The organism is Paraburkholderia sp. A3BS-1L, assembly GCF_051125215.1.
In the GTDB taxonomy this organism is placed as follows: domain Bacteria; phylum Pseudomonadota; class Gammaproteobacteria; order Burkholderiales; family Burkholderiaceae; genus Paraburkholderia.
In genome coordinates, this window is the sequence record NZ_CP120445.1 from 470,746 (window position 1) to 491,459 (window position 20,714).

At 64.4% G+C, this 20,714-nt stretch carries 20 protein-coding genes and 1 pseudogene; 4 read left to right on the forward strand and 17 right to left on the reverse strand.

The features are described 5' to 3' along the window. Positions 1-17 precede the first annotated feature (17 nt). Positions 18-1,436, reverse strand: a complete 1,419-nt coding sequence (gene pyk / locus P5W99_RS32845; RefSeq protein WP_421028716.1) for a pyruvate kinase — start codon at positions 1,434-1,436, stop codon at positions 18-20. Between the two features lie 371 nt (positions 1,437-1,807). Between pyk and P5W99_RS32850 the strand changes: the two genes are divergently transcribed. Beyond that, a complete protein-coding gene (locus P5W99_RS32850) occupies positions 1,808-2,692 on the forward strand; it encodes a pirin family protein (protein ID WP_421028717.1) in 885 nt (294 codons plus the stop codon). A gap of 72 nt (positions 2,693-2,764) precedes the next feature. On the opposite strand, the gene P5W99_RS32855 is transcribed toward P5W99_RS32850, so the two are convergent. From P5W99_RS32855 to P5W99_RS32870, 4 genes and pseudogenes are all read right to left on the reverse strand, one after another. Further along, positions 2,765-3,055 (reverse strand): ShlB/FhaC/HecB family hemolysin secretion/activation protein, encoded by a 291-nt coding sequence (locus tag P5W99_RS32855; RefSeq protein WP_421028718.1) that lies wholly within the window; start codon positions 3,053-3,055, stop codon positions 2,765-2,767. 65 nt (positions 3,056-3,120) lie between these two features. Then, positions 3,121-3,821 (reverse strand): annotated as a pseudogene (locus P5W99_RS32860) (ShlB/FhaC/HecB family hemolysin secretion/activation protein); the annotation flags it as partial. Beyond that, the gene (locus tag P5W99_RS32865; RefSeq protein WP_421028719.1) at positions 3,822-4,259 is read right to left on the reverse strand and encodes a POTRA domain-containing protein; all 438 of its coding nucleotides are present in this window, start codon (positions 4,257-4,259) and stop codon (positions 3,822-3,824) included. It abuts the pseudogene before it with no gap. A 239-nt stretch (positions 4,260-4,498) separates the two neighbouring features. Further along, positions 4,499-4,747, reverse strand: a complete 249-nt coding sequence (locus P5W99_RS32870; protein WP_421028720.1) for a hypothetical protein — start codon at positions 4,745-4,747, stop codon at positions 4,499-4,501. Positions 4,748-5,064: 317 nt separating this feature from the next. Here P5W99_RS32870 and P5W99_RS32875 point away from each other — a divergent pair, with 317 nt between their 5' ends. Beyond that, on the forward strand, positions 5,065-5,472 hold the full coding sequence (locus P5W99_RS32875; protein ID WP_421028721.1) for an OsmC family protein: 408 nt from the start codon (positions 5,065-5,067) through the stop codon (positions 5,470-5,472). A 96-nt stretch (positions 5,473-5,568) separates the two neighbouring features. Here the strand turns inward: P5W99_RS32875 and P5W99_RS32880 are convergent, their stop codons facing one another. Together P5W99_RS32880 and P5W99_RS32885 are read right to left on the reverse strand one after the other, a co-directional pair. Continuing rightward, positions 5,569-6,099, reverse strand: coding sequence for a DUF488 domain-containing protein (locus tag P5W99_RS32880; RefSeq protein WP_421028722.1), 531 nt, complete (start codon positions 6,097-6,099; stop codon positions 5,569-5,571). 14 nt (positions 6,100-6,113) lie between these two features. Then, the gene (locus P5W99_RS32885; protein WP_434666534.1) at positions 6,114-6,323 is read right to left on the reverse strand and encodes a DUF2945 domain-containing protein; all 210 of its coding nucleotides are present in this window, start codon (positions 6,321-6,323) and stop codon (positions 6,114-6,116) included. 266 nt (positions 6,324-6,589) lie between these two features. Between P5W99_RS32885 and P5W99_RS32890 the strand changes: the two genes are divergently transcribed. Both P5W99_RS32890 and P5W99_RS32895 read left to right on the forward strand, forming a co-directional pair. Next, positions 6,590-7,981 carry a uracil-xanthine permease family protein gene (locus tag P5W99_RS32890; protein WP_434666537.1) on the forward strand — a complete coding sequence of 464 codons (1,392 nt, stop codon included), beginning with the start codon at positions 6,590-6,592 and terminating at the stop codon, positions 7,979-7,981. A 633-nt stretch (positions 7,982-8,614) separates the two neighbouring features. Further along, complete coding sequence (locus P5W99_RS32895) at positions 8,615-9,967, forward strand: amino acid permease (protein WP_421028800.1); 1,353 nt, start codon at positions 8,615-8,617, stop codon at positions 9,965-9,967. Positions 9,968-10,084: 117 nt separating this feature from the next. On the opposite strand, the gene P5W99_RS32900 is transcribed toward P5W99_RS32895, so the two are convergent. The 10 genes from P5W99_RS32900 to cbbX form a co-directional block, all read right to left on the reverse strand. Continuing rightward, entirely contained in the window at positions 10,085-10,864 is a 780-nt protein-coding gene (locus P5W99_RS32900) for an HAD-IA family hydrolase (RefSeq protein ID WP_421028725.1), read from the reverse strand. Between the two features lie 47 nt (positions 10,865-10,911). Continuing rightward, positions 10,912-11,670, reverse strand: coding sequence for a ribulose-phosphate 3-epimerase (gene rpe, locus P5W99_RS32905; RefSeq protein ID WP_421028726.1), 759 nt, complete (start codon positions 11,668-11,670; stop codon positions 10,912-10,914). A 4-nt stretch (positions 11,671-11,674) separates the two neighbouring features. After that, positions 11,675-12,721 (reverse strand): class II fructose-bisphosphate aldolase, encoded by a 1,047-nt coding sequence (fba, locus tag P5W99_RS32910; RefSeq protein WP_421028727.1) that lies wholly within the window; start codon positions 12,719-12,721, stop codon positions 11,675-11,677. A gap of 42 nt (positions 12,722-12,763) precedes the next feature. Next, positions 12,764-13,963, reverse strand: coding sequence for a phosphoglycerate kinase (locus tag P5W99_RS32915; RefSeq protein ID WP_421028728.1), 1,200 nt, complete (start codon positions 13,961-13,963; stop codon positions 12,764-12,766). After that, positions 13,960-14,976, reverse strand: a complete 1,017-nt coding sequence (gap, locus tag P5W99_RS32920; protein WP_421028729.1) for a type I glyceraldehyde-3-phosphate dehydrogenase — start codon at positions 14,974-14,976, stop codon at positions 13,960-13,962. The genes P5W99_RS32915 and gap overlap by 4 nt, the downstream gene beginning before the upstream one ends. A gap of 76 nt (positions 14,977-15,052) precedes the next feature. Then, complete coding sequence (locus P5W99_RS32925; protein ID WP_421028730.1) at positions 15,053-15,718, reverse strand: phosphoglycolate phosphatase; 666 nt, start codon at positions 15,716-15,718, stop codon at positions 15,053-15,055. Further along, complete coding sequence (gene tkt / locus P5W99_RS32930) at positions 15,715-17,751, reverse strand: transketolase (RefSeq protein WP_421028731.1); 2,037 nt, start codon at positions 17,749-17,751, stop codon at positions 15,715-15,717. The genes P5W99_RS32925 and tkt overlap by 4 nt, the downstream gene beginning before the upstream one ends. Before the next feature lie 26 nt (positions 17,752-17,777). Beyond that, a complete protein-coding gene (locus tag P5W99_RS32935; RefSeq protein ID WP_421028732.1) occupies positions 17,778-18,656 on the reverse strand; it encodes a phosphoribulokinase in 879 nt (292 codons plus the stop codon). A 36-nt stretch (positions 18,657-18,692) separates the two neighbouring features. After that, the gene (locus tag P5W99_RS32940) at positions 18,693-19,772 is read right to left on the reverse strand and encodes a class 1 fructose-bisphosphatase (RefSeq protein ID WP_421028733.1); all 1,080 of its coding nucleotides are present in this window, start codon (positions 19,770-19,772) and stop codon (positions 18,693-18,695) included. Between the two features lie 26 nt (positions 19,773-19,798). Next, the gene (gene cbbX, locus P5W99_RS32945) at positions 19,799-20,677 is read right to left on the reverse strand and encodes a CbbX protein (RefSeq protein WP_421028734.1); all 879 of its coding nucleotides are present in this window, start codon (positions 20,675-20,677) and stop codon (positions 19,799-19,801) included. Positions 20,678-20,714: the final 37 nt, after the last annotated feature.

A 20,714-nucleotide genomic window follows, 5' to 3' on the forward strand; every position in this document is an offset into this window, starting at 1 on the left:
GAACGGGTTCGACGCTCTCAGCCCGAAATCTTCGCGATCTGGAGCAGGTTTGTCGTGCCCGACTCGCCGAACGGCAGGCCGGCCGCAATTGCCACGAGGTCGCCTTCGCGGCCGAAACCCTCGGTCACGGCCGCACGGCATGCGAGACCGATCATCTCGTCCACGTTGGACGCTTCCACGCGCGGCACGGCATGCACGCCCCAGGTCAGCGCCAGACGGCGCGCCACCTGCTCCGAAGGCGTCAGCGCGACGATGCGCGACGGCGCGCGCTCGCGCGCCGCCCGCAGGCTCGTGAAACCCGAGCTCGTGTAGGTGACGGTGACAACCGGTTCGATCAACTGCACAGCCTTGCGCAGCGCGCAGCAAATCGAGTCGGCAACGGTCGCTTCGGCACGCGTGTGCGAAGCGTCGATCTGCTCGCGGTAAGCGGGATCGCCTTCCACGCGCTCGATGATGCGGTTCATCGTGCTGACCGCTTCGAGCGGGAACTTGCCGCTCGCCGATTCGGCCGACAGCATCACCGCGTCGGCGCCTTCGTAAATCGCGCCGGCGACGTCCGAGGTTTCCGCACGCGTGGGCACCGGCGAATTCGTCATCGATTCGAGCATCTGCGTCGCCACCACCACCACGCGGCCCACGCGGCGGCATTCGCGAATGATACGGCGCTGCAGTTCCGGAATCTGCTCGGCCGGCAGCTCAACGCCGAGATCGCCGCGCGCCACCATCACGCCGTCGGCGCGCTGCACGATGCCCTCGAGGTGATCGATCGCCAGCGGCTTTTCGAGCTTCGCCATGATCCATGCGCGCTCGCCGATCAGCTCGCGCGCTTCTTCGATATCCTCCACGCACTGGACGAACGACAGCGCCACCCAGTCGACGCCGAGTTCGAGGCCGAACGCGAGGTCGGCGCGATCCTTCTTCGTGAGCGGCGAGATCGGCAGGTGCGAGCCCGGCACGTTCACGCCCTTGCGGTCGGAAATGCGCCCGCCCACCAGCACGACGGTCTCGGCGAAATCGTCGCCCGAGGCTTCCACGCGCAGACGGACCTTGCCGTCGTCGAGCAGCAGCTCCGAGCCCGGCTTCACAGCCTTGAAGATCTCGGGATGCGGGAGCGGCGCGCGCTCCTGATTGCCCGGCGTCGTATCGAGGTCGAGACGAAAACGCGCGCCCACGGCGAGTTCCGCAAAACCCGTCTCGAACGTACCGAGACGCAGCTTCGGCCCCTGGAGATCGAGCAGAATGCCGACCGGACGGCCGTATTCCTGTTCGAGCCGGCGGATTTGCGCATGACGCTGACTATGGTCGTCGTGCGTGCCGTGGCTGAAATTCAGTCGGAAGACGTCGACGCCGGCCTCGAAAAGCGAACGGATAACCTTCGGGTCCGAACTGGCCGGCCCGAGCGTGGCGATGATCTTTGCATTACGGTTTCGCTTCATTTCCTCTCCGCGGACTGCGTGGCGCGCCGCCCCCACCCATGAGGGGCGCGCGAATCTCATGAACTGCCAATAGCTTATGGATCAATGCCCCAATAAGGTTATCCCTCACGCGCAATACTGATTTCCCGCGAAAGGCATTCCAGGCGCGCGCACGATCTCCTATGATCTCCGGCCATATAAATTGCCGATCTAAACATCCGCATAACCAGGCTGATATAACAGTCGGAAAAACGAAACTCGAACGTTCGTTTGATTGTTCCATTCATGAGACACAGTGGCTTACCGGCGCCCCCTACCGGTAACACGGTTCCGGTCCTATCTTCCATGCATGTCAACGAGGCCATTGCGGCCGGAAGATAAGGATTCGCACCATGAAGAAAATTATCGGCAAGTACAGCAACCCCAGCCAGCATTGGGTCGGCGACGGATTCCCGGTGCGCTCGCTGTTTTCGGACCGCACGGTGGGCCGCCAGCTGAGCCCGTTCCTGATGCTCGACTACGCGGGCCCCGCCCGATTCGAGCCGACCACGCAACGGCGCGGCGTCGGCCAGCACCCGCATCGCGGCTTCGAAACCGTGACGATCGTGTACGAGGGCGAACTCGAACATCGCGACTCGTCGGGCGGCGGCGGCAAGATCGGCGCCGGCGACGTGCAGTGGATGACCGCGGGCGCGGGCATTCTTCACGAGGAGTTTCACTCGGAGGATTTCGCGAAGTCGGGCGGCACGCTGGAAATGGTGCAGCTTTGGGTCAACCTGCCCGCGAAGGACAAGATGACGCCGCCGCGCTATCAAACGCTGCTCGCGAGCGCGATTCCGACTGTTGAATTGCCCGGGAACACCGGCAGCGTGCGCGTGATTGCAGGCGAGTACGCGGGCCACGCGGGTCCTGCGCTCACGTTCACGCCCATGGACGTGTGGGACATGCGCGTGAAGGCCGGCCACGGCACGCGCCTCGACTACCCCGCCGGGCGCTCGCTTGCACTGATCGTGTCGCGCGGGCGCATCGTGGTGAACGGCAGCGAGCACGTGGGCGACGGCGAGATGGTGCTGTTCGAGCGCGCGGATACCGGCGTGCAAATCGACGCGTCCAGCGACGCGACGATCCTGCTGCTCGGCGGCGAGCCGATCGACGAACCCGTGGCGGCGTATGGCCCGTTCGTGATGAACACGGCCGATGAAATCCGCGAGGCGGTGCAGGACTTCAATAGCGGCCGTTTTGGCCAGATCGCGCGGGAAGCGGCAGGCGCGCGATAACGGCATGATGGCCACGCTGCGGGTTGCTTCGGCAAGCCGCAGCGCGCGCCATATCGATCAAAACCGCGTCGATCAAAGCCGCGCCGTGGCCGGCAGCCCGACCGTCACACTCGCGGTCGGAAAACCTCTGGGCTTGTAGATCGGCGTTCCGATAAACAAGTCGTAGCTGAAGCTCGCATATTTCGCCGGCAGGCCGCCCCGAATGCCGATGACCGCGCCCGCGAGCTGGGTGCCCGCGAGGAACTCGGTGGCGGGCCCGAACACCCGTCCGTAATCGAGCCCGGCATAAAGCGTCTGCCCGGTCTGGAACACCGGCCATTGCACCTCGTTGCGCCAGTAGAAGCCCTTCTCCGCGGCAAGCATCGTGTGCCGTCGAAGCCGCGCACGGTGTAGCGGCTGCCGATCGTCAGATCGTCAATATAGAACAGCGCGTCGTTGGTGTACTGGCCGTGAAATGTGGTCACGTAAGCGAAACGCTGGTTCGCGATCGCAAACGGCACGGAGAGATTCGCGTCGAGCACCGCCATCTGAAAGCGGTAAGTCGGATTGTTGGAGAAGGGCGTGCCATCGCTCTGCACCGGATCGGCGGTCGCGCCCAGCCCGCCGATGCCATGACGCCAGGCCAGCGAGCCGTCGAGCTCCGAGGCGCCGATGTAATGCCGGTCGGTCAAGCCCGCTTCGATGAACGTGTTGTTGCGCGCCTGCGCAGCAATGCTCGCATCTTCGATAAAGCTCTCCCCAAACCGCTTCGAGAGCTGGAGACGAACGTCTGGTTCACACCCGCGATGTTCTGATAGTAGGTATTCGTGTAGCCCGAGAGCGTCGCGCTCCAGTAGCCCCGGGGCACCGAATATGAACCGTTGAAGCCGTGCGAACCCAGCGACTTGTTGCTGAAGTACAGGTCCTGGTTCGCGCCCACGGTGAACATGTCGTTCAGCCCGAGCGGATTGTCGATGCCGAGGCTCACGTTGCCCTGCCACTTGCCCGTGCCCTCGTTGCCCGAGTTGTCGACCGATGCCACGAAGGTCCATGGTTTCGTGCGCGTCACGCTCACGACCACGTCGCTTTCGCCGGGCAGGTCGGTAGGCTCGATCTTCATGTCGATGTCCTGGCTCGCGACGCGCTTCATCTACTCGAGGCCCTGTTCGAGGTCGCGCAGGTTCAGCAAGTCGCCGCCGGTCACCGGGAAGGCGGTCTTCCAGGTACCCCGCGTGGACGGCTCGGCAAACCGCACCTGCCGCACCACGCCTGGCGCGAGCGACAGCGTCGGCACGCCCGACGACAAATCCCGCGGCGGCACAAGCACACGCGTCGTGACATAGCCATGACCCAGGATGGTCTGCTGCACGCCCTTCGTGAGCAGGTCCACTCCCGCCTTGCCCACGCACTTGCCCTTATAGTAGTCCAGCCATTCGCGCGCGAATGCAAACGGATCCTGCGGCAGTGCCGACGCGCCCTTCGCACGCGCCGTCTCCGGCAGCGTGGCCGGCACGTCGAGCACGAACGCGTCGATGCGCAGGCATGGCGTTTCGTCGGGCAGGTCCGGGCGCGCGACTTGATTCGGCAAGGTCGAACGCACTGAACGGGCCTGCACAGCCGCCTCGCGCTGCTGCGCGTCGCGCTGTTGCTGGAGTTGGCGATTCTACTCGGCGTTCGCTCGTGCGGCCGCAGCCTCGTCAGCCGGGCCCGGTGCGTGCTGCGCGGGCGACGCGAGCGTAACCAGGGCTATGAGCGGCAGCGCCGCCAGCCGCTTGTGGATTTTCATCGTGTGGTTTGAAGCCGCTTATCGGCTGTTCAGCGCTTTGCTTAAAGATCGACAAAATTGCCGTAGCTGTCCGCGAGTATCGGCATTTCGAAACACGGGCTGCTCAAAATGGAGACGCCGTCGAGCAGTTCGCTTTTCAGTCCCATTTCACGCATCAATTCGGCCTGTTGCTCCGGATGCAGAATAAGCGCCGCGGGCTTGCGCCCGTGATCGGCCACGTACTGCAGAATGCCGCTCTCAACGAGTTTCCAGACACCACATGCGATTTTCTTCTGCGAAATATTAATCATGGCTAGGCTTTGGTCTTCCTGTTGTATTGGGACGGTATCCGACTCGATATCGCCCTTTTTTTAACGCTCGATCACTGTTCCCGTACAAGCGATTTTCTTGCACTTCGTATCTCGGAATGGACAAACATTGTCAATCCAGCGGCGATTTCGGGACTTTTAGGAATTATCCGAAGCAAAATCACCCGTAACGCATAAATCGTGTCGTGCCCAGGCGACGCAGACTTCCGCGCAGGCCGTCCGGCACATGCCGTGAGTCGATGGCACAATCGTCGCTGCCGCCGCACTGCCACAAAAACCCCTGCCCCGAGGAGTCGACCATGCCGCTCGCCACCGCCACCGCCCGTCTTGCCGCCGAGGCGCCCAACTATGTCGTCGCCCTCGAGGCCGGCCGCCATGCGCTGACTGGCGACGAAGGCCCGCACGAAGGCGGCGAGGATCGCGGCCCGGCGCCGTTCGCGCTCGTGCTTTCGGGGCTGGCCGCCTGCACGGCCGCCACGCTGCGCATGTATATGCAGCGCAAGGCGTGGCCGAACGCGGTGATCGACGTGGAAGTCAGCCTGCACGCCGACCAGGACGGCACGCAATACATCCGTCGGGGCGTCGCCGTGGCGGGCCCGCTCGACGAGACGCAACGCGCGCGGCTTGCCGAGATCTGCGAGAAAACGCCGGTCACGCGCTTCATCAAGCGCGGCACGCGCATCGACACGACGCTGCACATCGCCTGAGGCGCAGATCGCCATTGCGCCTCGGGCGCGCGCAGCGCCGCCTGATTATTTGGCATCCTTAGTATCCAGCACATCACCAAATAGTCTGCCGCCCGGCTAGCGCGGGTAGACGATCGTTCCGTCCTGCTGGACCACCGCGCCTTCGGTCAGCGTGGCGGGCACGATGCGGCCCGGCGCCATGATGTGGAAGACGGACTCGCCGCGCGCGATCAGATAGTCGGCGATGATGCGCCGATGGCAACGCCACCACACGGCCTCGGAGCACATGACCGCGCAGCGCCGCGACCGCCCCAGTTCGATCAGATGATCGAGGCCCGCATGAAATGGCGCGGTTAGCGCGTAATCGGCGTAACGATGAAAACTCTTGTTCGTCCAGAAGCCGTTGACGTCCTCGGCAACCGTGCGCGTCCTGCCGCGAAGGCCACCCAGTGCAGCCTCGTGCTCGTAAGCAATGCCGAATGCCGCCAGCGCATCGGCAAGCGTCGCCTCGTTGAACTGCGGATGGGTTCTCGACCCCGGCATTTTTCTCACGTCCGCGAGCAACGAGATCTCCGCGCCGCTCAACAACCCCATGAAGTCGTCGAGGGTGCGATTCGAGTGGCCGATCGTAAAGAACGGGAGCGTCAAGGGCTGCCTCCGGTTCAAATCCGTTGAAGAACGCGGCCGCGATGGGCGGCAATGTGATCGGTCTTGTCGCTCTTGATCTCGTACTGCGGGTCGTCCGGCGACGCACGATGCGTGTGCCCCTTATAGTCGAAGTCCGCCGTGTGCACCGCAACGATTGTGCCCGTGACCCAGCCCGCCTCAGAATTCCAGCCGACCCGGTCACCGGGCCTGAACCTGTTCGTCATGTCGTTCCTCCTGCCGGGCGTTTGCGACGCGGCTTGCGGCCAACGCAATCATATGCGCCGGCTTATTCGACGCATCGCGTTGCACGAATAGCCGGCTCCAATCTTATGCCGATCGTTGATTTTCGAGGCGAATCCGTGGTCTTGCCGTTAAAATCCCGCACTTCCCGCACTTCCCGCGCTTTTCCGTGTTACCCACATTGTCCGCCGTTTCCACCTTCGGCTAGGCCTCCCTTTCCCTTTTGACCTTCTCGACCCGCTGGCCCTAGATGCAACCCGCTTCCTCCGCTCAACGCACGTCCCACGGCGCCGCCGATGACGCCGACCTCACCCGCGACCTTGTCTACGGTCCCGACGACCGCCCCGCCCCCACGCTTGCCTTCGTGGCCGCCCTTCAGCACCTGCTGGCCATCATCGTGCCGATCGTCACGCCGGGTCTGCTGATCTGCCAGGCGCTGGGCGTCTCGAGCCGCGACACCACGCTGATCGTTTCGATGTCGCTCGTGATCTCCGGCATCGCCACGTTTCTCCAGTGCAAGCGCTTCGGGCCGCTGGGCGCGGGCCTGCTTATCGTGCAGGGCACGAGCTTCAACTTCGTCGGCCCGCTGATCGCCGGCGGCAGCCTGATGGTCCATGAAGGCACGCCCGTGACCACGGTGATGTCGGCCATCTTCGGCGTCGTCATCGCCGGATCGTTCGTCGAAATGGGCGTCTCGCGCATCCTGCCCTTCATCAAGCGGCTCATCACGCCGCTCGTCACGGGCGTCGTGGTGCTGCTGATCGGCCTCACGCTCATCAAGGTCGGCCTCATCAGCATGGGCGGCGGCTATGGCGCCATTGCCAGCCACAGCTTCGCGAGCGCCGAGAACCTCACGCTTTCGTTTGTCGTGCTCGGCACCATCATCGTGCTCAACCGCGTGCCCATCGTCTGGGTGCGCAGCACGGCGCTCGTCATCGCGCTCGCAATCGGCTATATCGTGGCCGGCCTCATGGGCCGGCTCGACTTTACGGGCGCCCGCGAAGCCGCCCTGTTTCAGATCCCGACTCCGCTGCACTTCGGCCTGAGCTTCTCGTGGTCGCTGTTCGTGCCGATGCTGATCATCTATCTCGTCACCTCGCTCGAAGCCATCGGCGACGTTACGGCCACCAGCAAGATCTCGAAGGAGCCCGTGGAAGGCCCCGTGTGGATGCGGCGCATCAAGGGCGGCGTGCTCGTGAACGGCGCCAACTCGCTGATCGCCGGCGTGTTCAACACCTTCCCGAGCTCGGTCTTCGCGCAGAACAACGGCGTGATTCAGATCACCGGCATCGCGAGCCGCCATGTGGGCATCTGGATCGCGGCCATGCTCGTGGTGCTCGGGCTGTTCCCGCCGGTCGCGGGCGCGCTGCAAGCCGTGCCCGAACCCGTGCTGGGCGGGGCGGCCATGGTGATGTTCGGCGCAGTGGCCGCTTCGGGCATCAACATCCTCGCGGGCATCCGGCTGGACCGCCGCGCGCTGCTCATCATCTCGGTTTCGCTGTCGCTGGGCCTGGGCGTCTCGCAGGTGCCGGAGATCCTCGCGAACCTGCCGCATGCGCTCAGGAACGTGCTGGAATCGGGCGTAGCCACGGGCGGCATCTGTGCGCTCGTGATGAACTGGTTCCTGCCTGAAAAGGCTTGATGGTGTGTTTTGGGGCGCCAGGGTAATGAAACCTGGCGCCTTTGTCTGCCTCGTCTCTCCAGAGTCTGGTCACCACCGACCCGCTCCATCCGCTGACATGCTCGCCCGACAGGCCGGCGCCAACTCATCCCGCTTCGCATTCTGACCATCGCCACGGTGCAGCCGTGCGCGCCGCGCCGTTTCGGTCCCTGTGTCGTCCGTTCCTTCGTTTCAACCTTTGCCGCTCCGATGGCGGCGGCGGGAGCTATTTCAACAGCCTCCCGGGAACAGTTGTTTTTCCTTTATTTCTCTAAAATTCGTTATCTTCAACTTGATATCTGCACATAACATAGCGAACCTTACTGGAAAGCTGCGAATTTGCAGTTTCGATGTGACATGCGCGTGATGGCTCGATACGTCCGCCCGGCCCCGCGCCCGAAGCAGTGAACGCGATGCCAGGACGCATGGGGACAAAACCGGCTGCGCTGCCCCCGTTGCGCGTCGGAACTGCGGATAAAAGCGGTGCGATCACGCCGCGCAAGACGCCTTCCCAATCTGATCGATGGGAACGAGATTTATGTTCAAGAGGAGACACCTGTGAACGAGAAGGAAGAGACATTACATCGCGGGCTGGAGGAGCGGCACATCAACATCATGGCGCTCGGTGCGGCCATTGGTGCGGGCTTGTTCCTGGGCTCGGCCAGCGCCATCAAAATGGCCGGTCCGGCCATCATGCTGTCCTATGCATTAGGCGGCCTCGCCATATTCCTGATCATGCGTGCACTGGGCGAAATGGCGACTCACAACCCGGTGGCCGGTTCGTTCAGCCGCTATGCGCAAGACTATCTCGGTCCGCTCGCCGGTTATCTGACCGGCTGGAACTATTGGTTCCTCTGGGTCGTGACCTGCATGGTGGAAATCACCGCCGTCGGCATTTACATGGGGATATGGTTTCCAGGCGTGCCGCACTGGATCTGGGCACTGTCCGCATTGACGATCATGGGCTGCGTCAACTTCATCAGCGTGAGAGCCTACGGCGAGTTTGAATTCTGGTTCGCGCTGATCAAGGTCGTCACGATCGTGCTGATGATCGTCTCCAGTCTCGGCATGATCTTTTTTGGACTGGGCAATCACGGCGTGGCGACCGGCATTTCAAACCTGTGGAGCCATGGCGGTTTTATGCCCCACGGTGTCAAGGGTGTGTTGATGTCGCTGCAGATGGTGATGTTCGCCTACCTGGGCGTGGAAATGATCGGACTGACCGCCGGTGAAGCGAAAAACCCGAAGAAGACATTGGCGCGCGCCATCGACTCTGTGTTCTGGCGCATCCTGATTTTCTATGTTGGCGCGCTGTTCGTGGTCATGTCGCTCTATCCGTGGGACCAGATCGGCACGCAGGGCAGTCCGTTCGTGATGACCTTCGCGCGCATGGGGATTCCCGCGGCCGCTGGCATCGTCAACTTCGTGGTACTGACCGCTGCACTGTCCTCGTGCAATAGCGGCATCTTCAGCACTGGCCGCATGCTCTATAACCTGGCCGAGCAGGGGCAGGCCCTGCCGCTGTTTGCAAAAGTGGACAAGAGAGGCGTGCCGGTGCCGGCCGTGCTGATGTCGGTGGTGGTGCTGCTGGGTGGCGTGCTGCTCAACTACCTGGCGCCCAAAGAGGTGTTCAGCTGGCTGACGGCCATTTCCACTTTCGGCGCGGTTTGGACCTGGGCCGTCATTCTGCTGTCGCAACTCAAGTTCCGCCGCAGCCTCAATCGTCATGAGCAGGCCAACCTCTTCTACAAAATGCCCTTCTGGCCGTATGGCTCTTACATCGCGTTAGGCTTCCTGCTAGTGGTGATCGGCTTGATGGGCTACTTCCCGGATACCCGCGTGGCGCTCGTGGTTGGCCCGGCCTGGCTCGTGGCGCTGGGGGTGCTTTATTACGTGCTGGGGTTCAACCGCAAGGCGGCGTCAGACGAGCGGATCGCGCAACGTCAGCGCGCTGAAGAACTCGTGTAGCAAGCCGAACGTTTGGGCGAAGACGAAGATTGAACAAAACGGCCAGGCGTTCTGACGAGCGCCTGGCCTCTCAACTACCCTGAACGGGATCTGACCACCTGCGTTCGAGTTCGGAACTCAGATATTCGCTTTCCAACCTTCATGGGTTGAAGCGCCGCCGTGCAAACGCCTTAGCGACGCCAGATCCACCCATCCACCCTCCGCGCCTGCCACGCTCTCCGGCAACGGCTGTCGCGGGTCGCCCAAATGCGGCAGCACGCGCAGCGCACCGTCGAAGCACTGCGATTCCGTATAGGCATTCGTGGTGATCACAGCAGGAATACCCGCGGCGCACGCGGCGCGCAGGCCGTTTTCCGAATCTTCGAGCGCGAGGCATGCGGCCGCCGGCACGCCGATCTGCTGCAAGACCGCGTAATACACGTCGGGCGCCGGCTTTTTCACGGGTGCGCTCGATGCATCGCACACCGCCGCGAAACGCTTGCGCCAGCCGGCGCCGAGCGGGCCGCTGAGCAGCGCGTCGAGATTGGTCGTCGTGGTCGTGGTGGCAATCGCCAGCGGCAAACTCGCCGCGTTCGCCTCGTCGATCAGGCGCGCGATGCCCGGCCGCAGCGCCACCGCGCCGCCCTGCACGCGTTCGGTGTAATACCGCGTCTTGATGGCGTGGATCGCGGCTATCGTCTCCTTCATGCGCTTGCCATCAGTCTCTTCCGGCTCGACGCAGCGCCAGTAGCGCTCGATGCGCTCCTTGCCGCCTGCCACGTTGAGTAGACGCGTGTACAAAGCCTCGTCCCAATGCCAGTCGAGCCGGACTTCGGCAAACGCGGCGTTGAACGCTTCGCGATGCACCGCCTCGGTGTCGGCCATGGTGCCGTCCACGTCGAATATGAGCGCCTGCATGGGTCGCCTCTCCTTGCTGTGTTGCGCCATGACGCCATGAGCGCCGGTCACGGCGCCGTTCGCGAACCGGCCACACCAGGTTCGCGCGCTCGTTCTCTCGCGTGTTCACGCGCCTGAAGCCGCGCGTGCTCCGCGCGGCTGCGCAGCCCTTCGATCACGCTCCGGTAGTCCGGCGCGCCGAACACCGCGGAGCCGGCAACGAGCGTATCCGCGCCCGCCGCCGCCACCTGCGCCACGTTATCGAGCTTGATGCCGCCATCGACCTCGAGGCGCGGCCGGCGACCGGTCTGCGCCGCCGCATGGTCGATGAGCGTGGCCACCGCGCGAATCTTTCCGAGCACCGGCTCGATGAACTTCTGCCCGCCAAAACCGGGATTCACCGACATCAGCAGCACGAAGTCGAGGTCGCCCAGCACCTCGTCGAGCCACGCGAGCGGCGTGGCCGGATTGAGCGCGAGACCGGCGCGGCATCCGCGCTCCTTGATCAGATGGAGCGTGCGGTGGACGTGATCGCTCGCCTCGGGATGAAAGCTGATCGAGTTCGCGCCGGCCTGAGCGAACTCGCCGACGAGCGCATCGACGGGCCGCACCATCAGATGCACGTCGATCGGCAATGACGTATGCGGGCGCAGCGCTGCGCACACCATGGGGCCGACCGTCAGGTTCGGCACGTAGTGGTTGTCCATCACGTCGAAATGGAGCCAGTCGGCGCCGGCCGCTTCAAGCGCGCGGACCTCTTCGCCGAGCCGCGCGAAATCGGCGGACAGGAGGCTCGGCGCGATGAGCAAGGGATTGAGCGCGTCCATGGCGTCACCCCTTCTTGCTGTAGCGTTCGGCCATCCGTTCGAGCGGTACCGGCTTGATGCGCGAGGCCGCCCCGGCGCAGCCGAATGCCTCGAAACGGGCGGCGCAGATGCCGCGCGCCGCCTTTCTCGCCGCCGCGAACGCCTTGCGCGGATCGAATTCCGCAGGCTGTTCGGCGAACAGCTTGCGCATGGCGCCCGTCATCGCGAGCCGGATGTCGGTGTCGATATTCACCTTGCGCACGCCGCTGCGAATGCCGCGTTGAATTTCCTCCACCGGCACGCCGTAGGTCTCCTTGATGTCGCCGCCGTAGCGCCGGATGATTTCGAGCCATTCCTGCGGCACCGAAGACGAGCCGTGCATCACCAGATGCGTATCGGGAATGCGTTCGTGGATCTGGGCGATGCGGTCGATGGCGAGAATGTCGCCGCTCGGCTTGCGCGTGAACTTGTAGGCGCCGTGCGACGTGCCGATTGCAATCGCCAGCGCATCCACGCCGGTGCGTTCGACGAAGTCGCGCGCCTCGCCGGGGTCGGTGAGCAGCATGTCGTGGGAGAGCTTGCCCTGTGCGCCGACGCCATCTTCCTCGCCGGCCTCGCCGGTCTCGAGCGAGCCCAGACAACCGAGCTCGCCTTCCACCGACACGCCTACCGCATGCGCCATCTCACAGACGGTGCGCGTGACGCGCACGTTGTACTCGTAGCTGGCCGGCGTTTTCATGTCCTCCTCGAGCGAGCCGTCCATCATCACGCTGGAAAAACCGGAGCGGATCGCCATCTGGCACACGGCGGGACTGCCGCCGTGGTCCTGATGCAGCACGAGGGGAATGTCGGGATGCGCTTCGATGGCCGCGAGCACCATGTGGCGCAGATAAGGCTCGCCCGCATACTTGCGCGCGCCGGCGGACGCCTGCAGGATCACCGGGCTTTGCGTGTCCTCGGCGGCCTCCATGATGGCCTGGATCTGCTCGAGATTGTTGACGTTGAACGCCGGTACGCCGTAGCCGTGCTCGGCAGCATGATCGAGCAACTGGCGCAGTGAGATGAGTGCCATGAGAGTCTCCTCTATAAAAACGAATGCGGCCCGAACCGCGAATCAGCCCGCGCGGCGCTGCAAGATGTCGACGGCCGGCAGCACTTTGCCCTCCAGCACTTCGAGAAAGGCGCCGCCGCCCGTGGAGATGTAGCCCACGTCGGCGGCGATGCCGTATTTCGCAATCGCCGCCAGCGTGTCGCCGCCGCCCGCGAGTGAAAACGCGGGCGATGCGGCGATGGCTCGCGCGATCGTTTCGGTGCCGTGGCTGAACGCGTCGAACTCGAACACGCCGACCGGCCCGTTCCAAACGACCGTGCCCGCCCGGGCAAGCCGCTCCGCCAGCATCGCTGCGGTCTGCGGTCCGATGTCGAGAATCAGGTCGTCCGCTTCGATATCCTTAACATCCTTCACGGCGGCCGGCGCCGTTGCACTGAAGGTCTTCGCGCACACGACGTCGACCGGAATCGGCACCGACGCGCCGCGCGCCGCCATCAAGTCCATGATCTCGCGCGCCTCGCCCGCCAGATCCGGCTCGGCGAGCGACTTGCCGATCGGCAGCCCCGCTGCCAGCATGAAGGTGTTCGCAATGCCGCCGCCGACAATCAGCTGATCGACCTTCGTCGCGAGCGACTTGAGGATCGTCAGCTTGGTCGACACCTTCGAGCCCGCGACGATCGCGACCAACGGGCGCGCTGGCGCATCGAGCGCTTTGCCGAGCGCATCGAGTTCGGCGATCAGCAGCGGCCCCGCGCAGGCGACGCCCGCGTGACGGGCAATGCCTTCGGTGGTGGCTTCCGCGCGGTGCGCGGTGCCGAACGCGTCGTTCACGTAGATGTCGCACAGGCGCGCCATTTTCTGCGCGAGCGCATCGTCGTTGGACTTCTCGCCCGAGTTCGCGCGGCAGTTTTCGAGCAGCACGACTTTGCCCGGCGCGACGTCGAAGCCGCCATCGACCCAGTCTTGCACCAGCCCCACCTCGCAGCCGAGCAATTCCGATAGACGCACGGCGACCGGCGCGAGCGAGTCCTGCGGCCTCAGTTCGCCTTCAACCGGACGCCCGAGATGCGATGTCACCATCACCGCCGCGCCGGCTTGCGCGCACATTGCGATGGCCGGCAGGGACGCGCGAATCCGCGTGTCCTCGACCACACGGCCCTGTTCGTCGAGCGGCACGTTCAGGTCCGCGCGGATAAATACGCGCTTGCCGCGCAATGCGCCGCGCGCGGCCAGATCGTCGAGCTCAGGCACCGATGCGTTCATTGCGACGCCTCCATCCAGGCGAGCGTCGTGTCGAGCATGCGGTTGCTGAAGCCCCATTCGTTGTCGTACCAGCTCAACACCTTGACCAGCGTGCCGCCGATCACGCGCGTCTGCGTGGCGTCGAAAATCGACGAACGCGGGTCGTGATTGAAATCGACGGATACCAGCGGCAAGTCGTTGTAGCCGAGAATGCCCTTCAACTCGCCATGCGCGGCATCCCTGACGATCTCGTTGACCTCTTCGACGCTCGTTGCCCGCGCGGCCGTGAAGGTCAGATCGACCACCGACACGTTGATCGTCGGCACGCGTATCGCAAAGCCATCGAGCCGGCCGTTCAACTCCGGAATCACGAGGCCGACGGCGGCAGCGGCGCCCGTTTTGGTGGGGATCATCGAGTGCGTGGCCGAGCGCGCCCGGCGCAGGTCCTCGTGATACACGTCGGTGAGCACCTGATCGTTCGTATACGAATGAATCGTCGTCATGAGGCCGTGCTCGACGCCAAGCGCCGCATGCAGCGGCTTGACGAGCGGCGCGAGACAATTGGTGGTGCACGACGCGTTCGAGACGACCGTGAACGACTGGCGCAGGAGCGCATCGTTGACGCCATAGACGATGGTCGCGTCGACGTCCTTGCCGCCCGGCGCTGAGATCATGACCTTGTGCGCGCCTGCGGCCAGATGTGCGGACGCCTTCTCCTTGCTCGTGAAATGTCCCGTGCACTCGAACACGACGTCGACATCGAGCGCGCGCCACGGCAGTTGCGCGGGATCGCGCACGGACAGCACCTGGATGCGGTCACCGTCGACCACGAGTGCGTCGCCGTCCACCTCGACGGTGCCCGAGAACGGGCCGTGCACAGTGTCGTAACGCGTGAGATGCGCGTTGATGTGCGCGTCGCCGAGATCGTTGATCGCCACGATGCGGATTTCACGCGTGCGCTTCGACTCGTACAGCGCGCGCAACACATTGCGCCCGATGCGGCCATAACCGTTGATCGCCACGTTGACAGGCATGTCGTCTCCTTGATGTTGTGAATGGGCATCGCCCAATGCTGATTCAGTTCTGATTATGTTCGGATTCCAAATGGCTTCATTCCGGCGGCAGCACGTGGTCCGCCATCTCCGCAATGGACGCGAACACGCGGTCCGGATGCGCCTGCGCGATGGGCGCGCCGTGGTTGTAGCCGTAGGGCACGGCCCACGCGGCGACGCCCGCGCGGCGCGCCGACTGCACGTCGGTGCGCGAATCGCCCAGGTGCGCAGCCGCGTCCGTGGACACGTCGAGGCGCTCGACGCAATAGAGGATCGGTGCGGGATGCGGCTTCTTGTCAGGCAGGCTGTCTCCGCCGAGCACGACGTCGAAATACTGCGCAAATCCCGCGCGCTCGATCAGCCGCTGGGCGAAGCGATGGTCCTTGTTCGTGACCACGGCCATGCGCATGCCGGCAGCGCGCAACCGCGCGAGCGCGGCCGGCACGCCCGGATAGGGCATCGCCGTCGTACCCGCCGTGGCGTCGTAATGCGCGTCGAATACGGGCATCATCTCGTCGAGCGAGACCTGTGCTTCCAGACCGTGGCGCGCGAGCACCTGGCGCATCAGCTCCCGCGTGCCGTTGCCGATGTAGCCGATCACGGTGTCGAGCGAAACCGGCGAGAGACCGTGGGCCTCAAGCGCGCGGTTGACCGCAAGCGCAATTTCGGGTGCCGTGTCGAACAATGTGCCGTCGAGATCGAAGGTGATGAGCTGTGTCTTCATGCCAGGCACGCCTCCACGATGCGCTCCACACTCACGCCGAAGTGCGCGTACAGATCCGAAGCGGGCGCCGATTCTCCGAACGACGCGAGGCCGATTACCTTGCCGTCCGGGCCCACATACTTGTGCCAGAAGTCGCCGTGCGCGGCTTCCACCGCCACGCGGCGCACGTCCGCGGGAAGCACCGCTACTCGATATGCGGCGTCCTGCCGGTCGAACACGGAGCTCGACGGCATCGACACCACGCGTACGCGCACGCCCTGCTGCACGAGCCGCCCCTGCGCTTCAACCGCCAACGACACTTCGGATCCCGTAGCAATCAGCACGACTTCCGGTGCGCCATCCACCGAGTCGCTCAGCACATAGCCGCCCTTGCGGATCTGTTCGGTCCGTGCGTCGTTGGATGGCGCCTGCGGCAGGTTCTGACGTGACAGCACGAGCGAGGTCGGCCCGTGCGCGCGCTCGATGGCCATCTGCCACGCAACCGCGGTCTCGACCGAATCGCATGGGCGCCACACATCGAGCCCCGGAATCAGGCGCAGGCTGGCAACGTGCTCGACCGGCTGATGGGTCGGCCCGTCCTCGCCCAGCCCGATCGAATCGTGTGTGAGCACATGGATCACGCGCAGCTTCATCAGCGCGCTCATGCGAATGGCGTTGCGTGCGTAATCGGAGAACACGAGGAACGTGCCGCCGTACGGAATGAAGCCGCCATGCAGCGCCATGCCGTTCATCATTGCCATCATCCCGAACTCGCGCACGCCGTACGAAAGGTAGTTCGCATGCGGATCGGGCGTGCCGCGAGGCACGAACGCGCGGGACGCATTGACGGCAGTGAGATTGGAGCCGGTCAGGTCCGCCGAGCCGCCGAACAGTTCGGGCAATGCAGGCACCAGCACTTCGAGCGCAAGCTGCGACGACTTGCGCGTGGCGCACGGCGCGGTGGCGTCACATGCCGCGCGAATCAGCTTCCCGGATATACGCGGCCAGTCCTCAGGAAGCTCGCCGTTCGTCCGGCGCTCGAACTCCGCCGCCTCGTCCGGATACTCGATGCGATACGCTTCGAACAACGCCCGCCATTCGCGCACACGGGCCGCGCCGCGCTCGACCTCACTCCAGCTCGCGCGGATCGCCTCGGGAATCTCGAACGGCGCGTGATCCCAGCCGAGCGCGCGGCGCGTCGCTGCGATTTCATCGGCGCCGAGCGGCGCGCCATGCACGTCGTGCGTGTCGGCCTTATTCGGGGAACCCCAGCCGATGGTCGTGCGGCAGACGATCAGCGTCGGGCGTGCTTCGTCGGCGTGCGCCTCGCGTATTGCGGCCTCCACGGCCGCCGCGTCGTGGCCGTCGAGCGGCCCCACCACCTGCCAGCCATACGCGCGAAAACGCGCCGCCGTGTCGTCGGTAAACCAGCCGCTTACGTGGCCGTCGATCGAAATGCCGTTGTCGTCGTAGAAGGCGATCAGCTTGCCGAGCCCGAGCGTGCCGGCCAGCGAACACGCCTCATGGCTCACGCCTTCCATCAGGCAGCCGTCGCCCAGAAACACGTAGGTATGGTGATCGACGACGGGAAATCCAGACCGGTTGAAGCGCGCGGCCAGCAACTGCTCCGCGAAGGCCATGCCCACGCTATTCGCAAGCCCCTGGCCGAGCGGTCCCGTCGTCGTCTCGACACCAGGCGTCAAGCCATATTCAGGATGGCCAGGCGTCCTAGAATGCAGTTGCCGGAAGCGTTTCAACTCATCGAGCGGCAGATCATAGCCCGAGAGGTGCAGCGCCGCGTACAGCAGCATCGAACCATGCCCGTTCGAGAGCACGAAGCGGTCGCGATTCGGCCAGGACGGATTGCCCGGGCTGTGCCGCAGATGATCGCGCCACAGCACTTCGGCAATGTCGGCCATGCCCATCGGCATGCCGGGATGCCCCGACCTGGCGACCTCCACAGCGTCGATAGCGAGAAAGCGCAGCGCATTCGCGAGCTGGCGGCGGCTTGGCGGCGCCGCGCTCTCGCGGCCCGCATGACTAGGGTGATTCATAGAGACACCTCTTTCGTGAGCGTGCGTTACAGCAGCGCCTGCCGGCGGTTGCTCATCAGACGCAGGATCATCGGCGTGAAGATCAGCTGGATGGCGAGCCCCATCTTGCCGCCCGGACACACAATCGTGTTTGGCCGCGACATGTACGAGTCGTGCAGCATCGAAAGCAGATACGGAAAATCGATACCCTTCGGGTCCGCGAAGCGGATCACGAGCATGCTTTCGTCGAGCGAAGGAATGTCGCGCGCGATGAACGGATTCGACGTATCGACGACCGGCACGCGCTGCACGTTCACGTGCGTGCGCGAGAACTGCGGGCAGATGTAGCTCACGTAGTCGGGCATGCGTCGCAGGATCGTGTCGACGACCGCTTCCTGCGAATAGCCGCGCAGGTTCTGGTCGCGATGCAGCTTCTGGATCCATTCGAGATTGATCGTGGGCACCACGCCCACGAGCAGATCCGCATGCTGCGCGACGTCAACGCGGTCGGTCACGACCGCGCCGTGCAGCCCTTCGTAGAACAGCAGGTCGGTGCCTTCCTGCAGATCGGCCCACGGTGTGAACGTGCCCGGCGCCTGGCCGTACTCGGCGCCTTCGGCCTCGTCGTGCAGATACTTGCGGCAGCGGCCCGTGCCGTTCTCGCCGTAGGCCGCGAACAGTTGCGCGAGTTCCTCGAACAGGTTCCCGCTCGGCCCGAAGTGGCTGAAGCCGTGCTCGCCGGACGCCTCGGCCTCCTTGAGCTTCTGGCGCATCTGCAGGCGATCGTAGGCATGAAACGAATCGCCTTCGATGATGGCGGCGTTCACACCCTCGCGCCGGAAAATGTGCTGGAACGCACGGGTGATGGTTGTCGTGCCTGCGCCCGACGAACCCGTGATCACCACAATCGGATGTTTGGTCGACATGTCTCCTCCTGATGCTCGATCTCGTTGGCGCGCGCCTCAGTGCGGCGCGCGGAACAGCGAACGCGTATTGAAAAGCGGTGAATCGAAGGGCTCGCCGGCACCTCGGTCGAACTCGCTGTGATAGTGTTCGATGCGCTCGACCTCGCGCAGTGAGCCGAGGATGACCGGCACGCGCTGATGCAGCGCATCGGGCTCGACTTCGAGAATGCGTCCGCGCCCCGTCGATGCACGCCCGCCCGCCTGCTCGACGAGCATCGCCATGGGGTTCGCCTCGTAGAGCAGCCTCAGCCGGCCGGGTTTCGCCGGATCCTTCTTGTCCTTCGGGTACATGAACACGCCGCCGCGCATGAGGATGCGGTGCACCTCGGCCACCAGCGACGCAATCCAGCGCATGTTGAAGTCCGTCTGGCGCGGACCGGCCTTGCCTTCGAGGCATTCGTCGACATAGCGCTGCACGGGCGGTTCCCAATAGCGCATGTTCGACGCGTTGATGGCGAACTCGCGCGTTTCCTCGCAGATCCGCATATCCGGGTGCGTGAGGATATACGCGCCGATTTCCGGATCGAGCGTGAAGCCGTGCACGCCACGGCCGAGCGTCAGCACGATCATGTCGGCGGGCCCGAACAGCGCATAGCCCGCGCAGACCTGCGCCGTGCCCGGCTGCAGAAAGTCCTCCACCGTCGGCTCGGTCACGCCGGGAGGCGCCATGAGCACCGAGAAGATGGTGCCGACGGTCACGTTGACGTCGATGTTCGACGAGCCGTCGAGCGGGTCGAACAGCAACAGATAGCGCCCGCGCGGATACCCCGAAGGAATCTCGTAGGCGTGCTCGAGCTCCTCGGAGACCATGCCCGCGAGCTGGCCGCCCCACTCGCAGCACGAGAGCATGATCTCGTTGGAAATCACGTCGAGCTTCTGCTGCGTCTCGCCCTGCACGTTCTTCATGCCCGCCGCGCCTATCGCGCCATCGAGCGCGCCGCGAGCGACGCGCGCGCCGATATACTTGCAGGCGGTCTGGATATCGTTGACGAGCGCGGCAAGCTGCTCGTCCCGCGCCGGATGACGGCGGTGCTCCTCGATGATGAACTTCGAGAGCGTCGTTCGGCCATGTTGCATGGACGTCTCCTTTATCGATCTGTCTTTTATGCGTTGTCGCCGAACACGCGGCTCGCGCGAATGTCGGCAGCCACGAGGGTTTCGAGTGCTTCCCGCGTCACGGGCGCATGCGACGAGAACACGCGACTGGCCTGGCGCAGCCGCGCACGGTCGAGCGCATTGCGGATCGAGCGCGCATTCGCGAAGTTGGGCTGCGCCTTGCGCCGCGCAATGTAGTCGTGGAACGCGGCCTTCGCCTCGTCGTCGAGCCGGTAGTGCATGTCGTGCAGCATCCGTTCCGCAATCTCGAAGAGCTCCGTGTCGGTGTAGTCGGGAAAATCGATGTGATGCGCAATGCGCGACTTGAAACCTGGATTGCTCTGGAAAAACGTATCCATGCGCTCCTTGTAGCCGGCGAGGATCACAACGAGGTCGTCGCGCTGGTTCTCCATGATCTGCAGCAGGATCTCGATCGCCTCCTGGCCGTAGTCGCGCTCGTTCTCGGGGCGATACAGGTAGTACGCCTCGTCGATGAAGAGCACGCCGCCCATCGCGCGCTTGAGCACCTCCTTCGTCTTGGGCGCGGTGTGGCCGATGTACTGGCCCACCAGGTCGTCGCGGGTCACGGCCACCACGTGGCCTTTCCTCACGTAGCCGAGGCGATGCAGGATCTCGGCCATGCGCATCGCGACCGTGGTCTTGCCCGTGCCCGGGTTGCCGGTGAAGCACATATGCAGCGACGGCGCAGCGGTCGCCATGCCGAGCTCCTTGCGCGCGCGCTCGACCACGAGAAACGCGGCAATCTCGGCGATGCGGGTCTTAACTGGCTTCAATCCGATCAGCTCGCGATCGAGGCGCTCGAGCACATCGTGAATCTGTGCGTCGCGCACGATGGCCTGCAGATCGATGGCGGTTTCAGTGCTCATGGCGTCCAGTCCCGTCAATAGTGAGGATTGCCTGGCG

Coding starts and splice junctions, on each gene's coding strand:
- P5W99_RS32940 (WP_421028733.1), bottom strand. CDS start 19,772: ATGCAACATGGCCGAACGACGCTCTCGAAGTTCATCATCGAGGAGCAC.
- P5W99_RS32890 (WP_434666537.1), top strand. CDS start 6,590: ATGCAACCCGCTTCCTCCGCTCAACGCACGTCCCACGGCGCCGCCGAT.
- P5W99_RS32850 (WP_421028717.1), top strand. CDS start 1,808: ATGAAGAAAATTATCGGCAAGTACAGCAACCCCAGCCAGCATTGGGTC.
- cbbX (WP_421028734.1), bottom strand. CDS start 20,677: ATGAGCACTGAAACCGCCATCGATCTGCAGGCCATCGTGCGCGACGCA.
- P5W99_RS32915 (WP_421028728.1), bottom strand. CDS start 13,963: ATGAACGCATCGGTGCCTGAGCTCGACGATCTGGCCGCGCGCGGCGCA.
- P5W99_RS32875 (WP_421028721.1), top strand. CDS start 5,065: ATGCCGCTCGCCACCGCCACCGCCCGTCTTGCCGCCGAGGCGCCCAAC.
- rpe (WP_421028726.1), bottom strand. CDS start 11,670: ATGGACGCGCTCAATCCCTTGCTCATCGCGCCGAGCCTCCTGTCCGCC.
- P5W99_RS32925 (WP_421028730.1), bottom strand. CDS start 15,718: ATGAAGACACAGCTCATCACCTTCGATCTCGACGGCACATTGTTCGAC.
- P5W99_RS32855 (WP_421028718.1), bottom strand. CDS start 3,055: ATGCTTGCCGCGGAGAAGGGCTTCTACTGGCGCAACGAGGTGCAATGG.
- tkt (WP_421028731.1), bottom strand. CDS start 17,751: ATGAATCACCCTAGTCATGCGGGCCGCGAGAGCGCGGCGCCGCCAAGC.
- fba (WP_421028727.1), bottom strand. CDS start 12,721: ATGGCACTCATCTCACTGCGCCAGTTGCTCGATCATGCTGCCGAGCAC.
- pyk (WP_421028716.1), bottom strand. CDS start 1,436: ATGAAGCGAAACCGTAATGCAAAGATCATCGCCACGCTCGGGCCGGCC.
- P5W99_RS32885 (WP_434666534.1), bottom strand. CDS start 6,323: ATGACGAACAGGTTCAGGCCCGGTGACCGGGTCGGCTGGAATTCTGAG.
- gap (WP_421028729.1), bottom strand. CDS start 14,976: ATGCCTGTCAACGTGGCGATCAACGGTTATGGCCGCATCGGGCGCAAT.
- P5W99_RS32895 (WP_421028800.1), top strand. CDS start 8,615: ATGGCGCTCGGTGCGGCCATTGGTGCGGGCTTGTTCCTGGGCTCGGCC.
- P5W99_RS32935 (WP_421028732.1), bottom strand. CDS start 18,656: ATGTCGACCAAACATCCGATTGTGGTGATCACGGGTTCGTCGGGCGCA.
- P5W99_RS32870 (WP_421028720.1), bottom strand. CDS start 4,747: ATGATTAATATTTCGCAGAAGAAAATCGCATGTGGTGTCTGGAAACTC.
- P5W99_RS32900 (WP_421028725.1), bottom strand. CDS start 10,864: ATGCAGGCGCTCATATTCGACGTGGACGGCACCATGGCCGACACCGAG.